Source organism: Dietzia sp. SLG310A2-38A2 (assembly GCF_014145095.1).
GTDB lineage: Bacteria > Actinomycetota > Actinomycetes > Mycobacteriales > Mycobacteriaceae > Dietzia.
The window spans coordinates 1-4,552 of record NZ_JAALDX010000039.1 but is presented as its reverse complement, the minus strand read 5'-3'; the positions used below and the strand labels follow the sequence as shown (position 1 = coordinate 4,552).

The following is a 4,552-nucleotide window of genomic DNA, read 5'->3' as shown; positions in this document are numbered from 1 at the left end:
TACGAGGCGGTGGCCGGCGCGATGATCGACGTGCAGGTGACCCCGCGGCCGGTGCTCGCGGCGGTCCGTTCGCGGGTGCCGGTGGCCTCGGGCACCGCGTGCGCAGACCTCCTCGACGCCCTGCGTGAGCTCGGCCCGGTCTCGGCGTGGTCGGTGACCGAATCGGAGCCGCTGCGCGTGCCGGTGCCCGGGGAAGACGGGAGGTGTCCCGGGATGGCCAACCTGGCCTTCCTGCGTCGGCCCGGGCGGCTGGACCGTGACGAATGGCTGCGCACCTGGTTGGAGGAGCACACGCCGGTGGCGATCGAGACGCAGTCCACCACCGCCTACACCCAGCACGTGGTGGTCCGCGCGCTGACCGAGGGCGCGCCGGAGATCGCGGGGATCGTAGAGGAGGTGTTCCCGATCGAGGCGACCCGTGACCTCGGGGTGTTCTTCGACTCGCGGGGCAGTGACGAGAGAATGAGTGCCAACATCCAGGCCATGACCGCCTCGACCGCCCGGTTCCTCGACGACGGGACGGTCGATGCGATCCCCACGGGGCGGTACGTGATGCGTACCGGGGCACCGCACGTGTGACAATGGGATGATCGCCCGGTCGGACCGAACCCCGCCACGCCCGGGCCCGCCTCCAGGAGTGATCGAGATTCCCAACTTCGCAGAGACGACGTTCACCGATCCGGCCAGGATCAGGAACTTCTGCATCATCGCGCACATCGACCACGGCAAGTCGACGTTGGCCGACCGCATGCTGCAGATCACCGGTGTGGTCGAGGAGCGGCTCATGCGGGCCCAGTACCTCGACCGCATGGACATCGAGCGCGAGCGCGGCATCACCATCAAGGCGCAGAACGTCCGCCTGCCGTGGGTGCCGCGCTCAGGTGCCCACGAGGGTGAGGAGATCGTGCTGCACATGATCGACACGCCGGGCCACGTGGACTTCACCTACGAGGTCTCGCGCGCACTCGAGGCGTGCGAGGGGGCGATCCTCCTGGTTGATGCCGCTCAGGGCATCGAGGCGCAGACGCTGGCCAACTTGTACCTGGCCATGGAGAACGACCTCGAGATCATCCCGGTGCTCAACAAGATCGACCTTCCGGCCGCGGACCCGGACCGCTTCGCCGAAGAGATCTCCCACATCGTCGGCTGCGAGCCGGACGACGTCCTGCGGGTCTCCGGCAAGACGGGTGTGGGTGTCGAGGAACTGCTGGACAGGGTGTGCGACGTGATCCCCGCGCCGGTGGGCGACCCGGAGGCCCCGGCCCGCGCGATGATCTTCGACTCGGTCTACGACACCTACCGCGGCGTGGTCACCTACGTCCGCGTGTTCGACGGCACGCTGAAGCCGCGCGAGAAGGTCAAGATGATGTCGACGGGGTCGACGCACGAGGCGCTCGAGGTCGGGATCATCTCGCCGGAACCCAAGGTGACCAAGGGGCTGGGCCCGGGCGAGGTCGGGTACCTCATCACCGGTGTGAAGGACGTCCGCCAGTCCAAGGTCGGTGACACGATCACCAGCGCTCGCGGCGGGGCGGAGGAGCCTCTGGCGGGGTACGCCGAACCCAACCCCATGGTGTTCTCCGGGCTGTACCCGATCGACGGGTCCGACTACCCGGTCCTGCGCGACGCCCTGGACAAACTGCAGCTCAACGACGCCTCGCTTGACTACGAGCCGGAGACCTCGGTCGCGCTCGGCTTCGGCTTCCGCTGCGGATTCCTGGGACTGCTGCACATGGAGATCACCCGGGACCGGTTGGAGCGGGAGTTCAACCTCGCCCTCATCTCCACCGCGCCGAACGTGGTGTACCGCGTGGTCGCCGAGGACGGGAGCGAGCACCAGGTCACCAACCCTTCGTACTGGCCCGAGGGCAAGCATCGCGAGATCTTCGAGCCGATCGTCAAGTGCACGATCATCGTGCCCAGCGAGTACGTCGGCACCGTCATGGAGTTGTGCCAGTCCAAGCGCGGCGAGATGAAGGGCATGGACTACCTGTCCGAGACCCGCGTGGAGCTGCGCTACGTCATGCCGATGGGCGAGATCATCTTCGACTTCTTCGACTCGCTCAAGTCCCGCACCAAGGGATACGCGTCGATGGACTACGAGGAGGCCGGCGAGCAGGCGTCCGATCTGGTCAAGGTCGACATCCTGCTGCAGGGTGAGGCCGTGGACGCGTTCTCCGCGATCGTGCACCGGGACTACGCGCAGGCCTACGGCAACAAGATGACCGGCAAGCTCAAGGAGCTCATCCCGCGTCAGCAGTACGAGGTGCCCATCCAGGCTGCGATCGGCGCGAAGATCATCTCCCGCGAGAACATCCGCGCCATCCGCAAGGACGTGCTGTCCAAGTGCTACGGCGGCGACATCAGCCGCAAGCGCAAGCTGCTCGAGAAGCAGAAGGAGGGCAAGAAGCGCATGAAGTCGATCGGCCGCGTGGACGTGCCCCAAGAGGCCTTTGTCGCGGCACTGTCCGCGGAGTCGAGCGCGGACAAGAAGTAGCGACCGACGCCGCCCGCGCGCTCCGTCGGGCCGATTCGCCCAGTGCCTCGCTCAGTGCCTCGCTCTGTGGCGCCGCACGGCGGACCGGTTGGTGCAGCGGGTCGAGCAGTACCGCTTGCGCCCGTTGCGGGTGGTGTCGGCGAAGACGTCCATGCAGTCGTCGGCCGCGCACCGGGCCAACCGGTCGATGCCGCGTGAGGTCAGGTGCAGTGCTGTGCCCACCGAGAACATGGTGGTGAGCAGTCTGGCGAACGAGACGTCGTCCGCGCGGTAGTGGACGTGCCAGTGGCCGTCGTGGTCGGTGAGTCGCGGCGGCGCGGAGTGGTCGGCGAGCAGAGCGTTGAGGGCGTCGGCCCGCCCGCGGGGGTCGGTGGTGTCGACGACGACGAGCCAGTCGTCGAGGAACGTCAGCAGCTCCTCGAGGTCCGCGTCGGAGGCTCCCCGGTCGATGGTCACCCCCGATTCCCGGCAGCGGTCCACCAGCTCGCGGGTGGTGCGGGGGCGGCGGTTCGCCAGGTCGGCGGCGAGGGTCACCGGATCGGCCCCGTAAGGGTTGATATACACAGACCTATTACAGCACAGTTGTCGGTATGCCTCAGTCACTCGCGGGTTTGGCCGCGTCCCCGGCCGTGGGGGTCTCCGTGTGGGTCCTGGCCGCGCTCGTGCTGGCCGCGTTCGTCGCCGGTTGGGTCGACTCGGTGGTGGGCGGGGGAGGGCTGATCCAGCTCCCGGCGTTGGTGGTCGGGCTCCCCGCCGATGCCTCGACCCCGGAGATTCTCGGGACCAACAAGCTCTCCTCCGTGGCCGGGACGCTGGTCGCCTCACTGACCTATCTGCGCCGGATCCGGGTGCCGATCGGAATGGTGTTCCCGCTGGTGGTCGCGGCGTTCGCCGGCTCGGCCGCCGGGTCCTCGGTCGCCAGGTTCATCCCGAGGGACCTGCTCACGCCGGTCGTGCTGGTGGCCGTGATCGTGGTGGGCGCCTACACGTGGTTCCGGCCCACCATGGGTCGCACCCACGAGAATCGCTACACCGGGTGGGCGCGCATCTGGCGTTCGGCGCTGATCGGTCTGGTGATCGGGTTCTACGACGGGGTCCTGGGTCCGGGGACAGGGTCGTTCTTCGTGATCGCGATCGTCGCGTTCCTGGGCTTCGGATTCCTGCAGGGGACGGTGGCGGCCAAGCTCGCCAACCTCACCACCAACATCGCCTCGATCCTGGTGTTCGGCATCCACGGCGAGATGCTGTGGATCATCGGTGGCTGTATGGCGGTGGCCAACCTCACCGGTGGGTTCATCGGCGCGCGGATGGCGATGCGGCACGGCAACGAGTTCATCCGGGTGGTGTTCCTGGTGGTCATCGGCATCCTGGCGGTCAAGCTGGCGTGGGACACGGTGGCCCAGTGGACGTGAGGCGCCCCGGGGAGCCGACGTAGACTCGCCCCCATGACCCTCCCGAGCTCCGAACCCGGCCGCCACCCGCTGCTCGACGAGTCGCCGTTGCCGTACGGCCTGCCGGATTTCGCGGCGATCGACGAGGCGGAACTGGAGCCGGCGATCCGCACGGCGATCGACGACCACGCGGCTGAGGTCGCGGCGATCGTGGCCAACCCGGAACCGCCCTCCGTGGACAACACGGTGATCGCCCTGGAGCAGTCGGGTCAGGCGCTCCACCGCGTCCTGTCGGTGTTCTACGGCCTCCTCGGTCCGGATGCGACCCCGTCCAGGCTCGACGTGGACCGGGTGGTCTCACCGCTGCTGGCCGCGCACCACTCGGCGATCATGACCGACCCTCGGCTGTTCGGGCGCGTCGACGCCGTCTACTCGGCGCTGGACGCGGGGGAGCTGGAAGTCGACGACGAGACCGGCCGCCTGGTCCGTCGGCACCACCGTGACCTCCTGCGTGCCGGTGCGGCCCTCGGCGACGCCGACCGCGCGCGGCTCACCGCCATCGACACCCGCCTGGCCGAGCTCACCACCCTGTTCGGGGAGAATCTGCTCGCCTCGACCGCGGCGCTCGCGGTCCCCGTGACCGACGAGGCCGAGCTGGCGGGCC

The 4,552-nt window shown here is 68.6% G+C and carries 4 protein-coding genes and 1 pseudogene; 4 read left to right on the top strand and 1 reads right to left on the bottom strand.

Annotated features, from left to right (window positions below; genetic code table 11):
* Positions 1-579, top strand: a 579-nt coding sequence (locus G6027_RS01520; RefSeq protein ID WP_182634775.1) for an EthD domain-containing protein, incomplete at its 5' end; no start/stop codon positions are given.
* 7 nt (positions 580-586) lie between these two features.
* On the top strand, positions 587-2,497 hold the full coding sequence (lepA, locus tag G6027_RS01515) for a translation elongation factor 4 (RefSeq protein ID WP_187702496.1): 1,911 nt from the start codon (positions 587-589) through the stop codon (positions 2,495-2,497).
* Between the two features lie 51 nt (positions 2,498-2,548).
* Here the strand turns inward: lepA and G6027_RS01510 are convergent, their stop codons facing one another.
* Complete coding sequence (locus G6027_RS01510) at positions 2,549-3,061, bottom strand: CGNR zinc finger domain-containing protein (RefSeq protein WP_182634771.1); 513 nt, start codon at positions 3,059-3,061, stop codon at positions 2,549-2,551.
* Positions 3,062-3,087: 26 nt separating this feature from the next.
* On the opposite strand from G6027_RS01510, the gene G6027_RS01505 reads away from it, so the two are divergent.
* Together G6027_RS01505 and G6027_RS01500 are read left to right on the top strand one after the other, a co-directional pair.
* A complete protein-coding gene (locus tag G6027_RS01505) occupies positions 3,088-3,909 on the top strand; it encodes a TSUP family transporter (RefSeq protein WP_182634769.1) in 822 nt (273 codons plus the stop codon).
* A 33-nt stretch (positions 3,910-3,942) separates the two neighbouring features.
* Positions 3,943-4,552 (top strand): annotated as a pseudogene (locus tag G6027_RS01500) (M3 family peptidase); the annotation flags it as partial.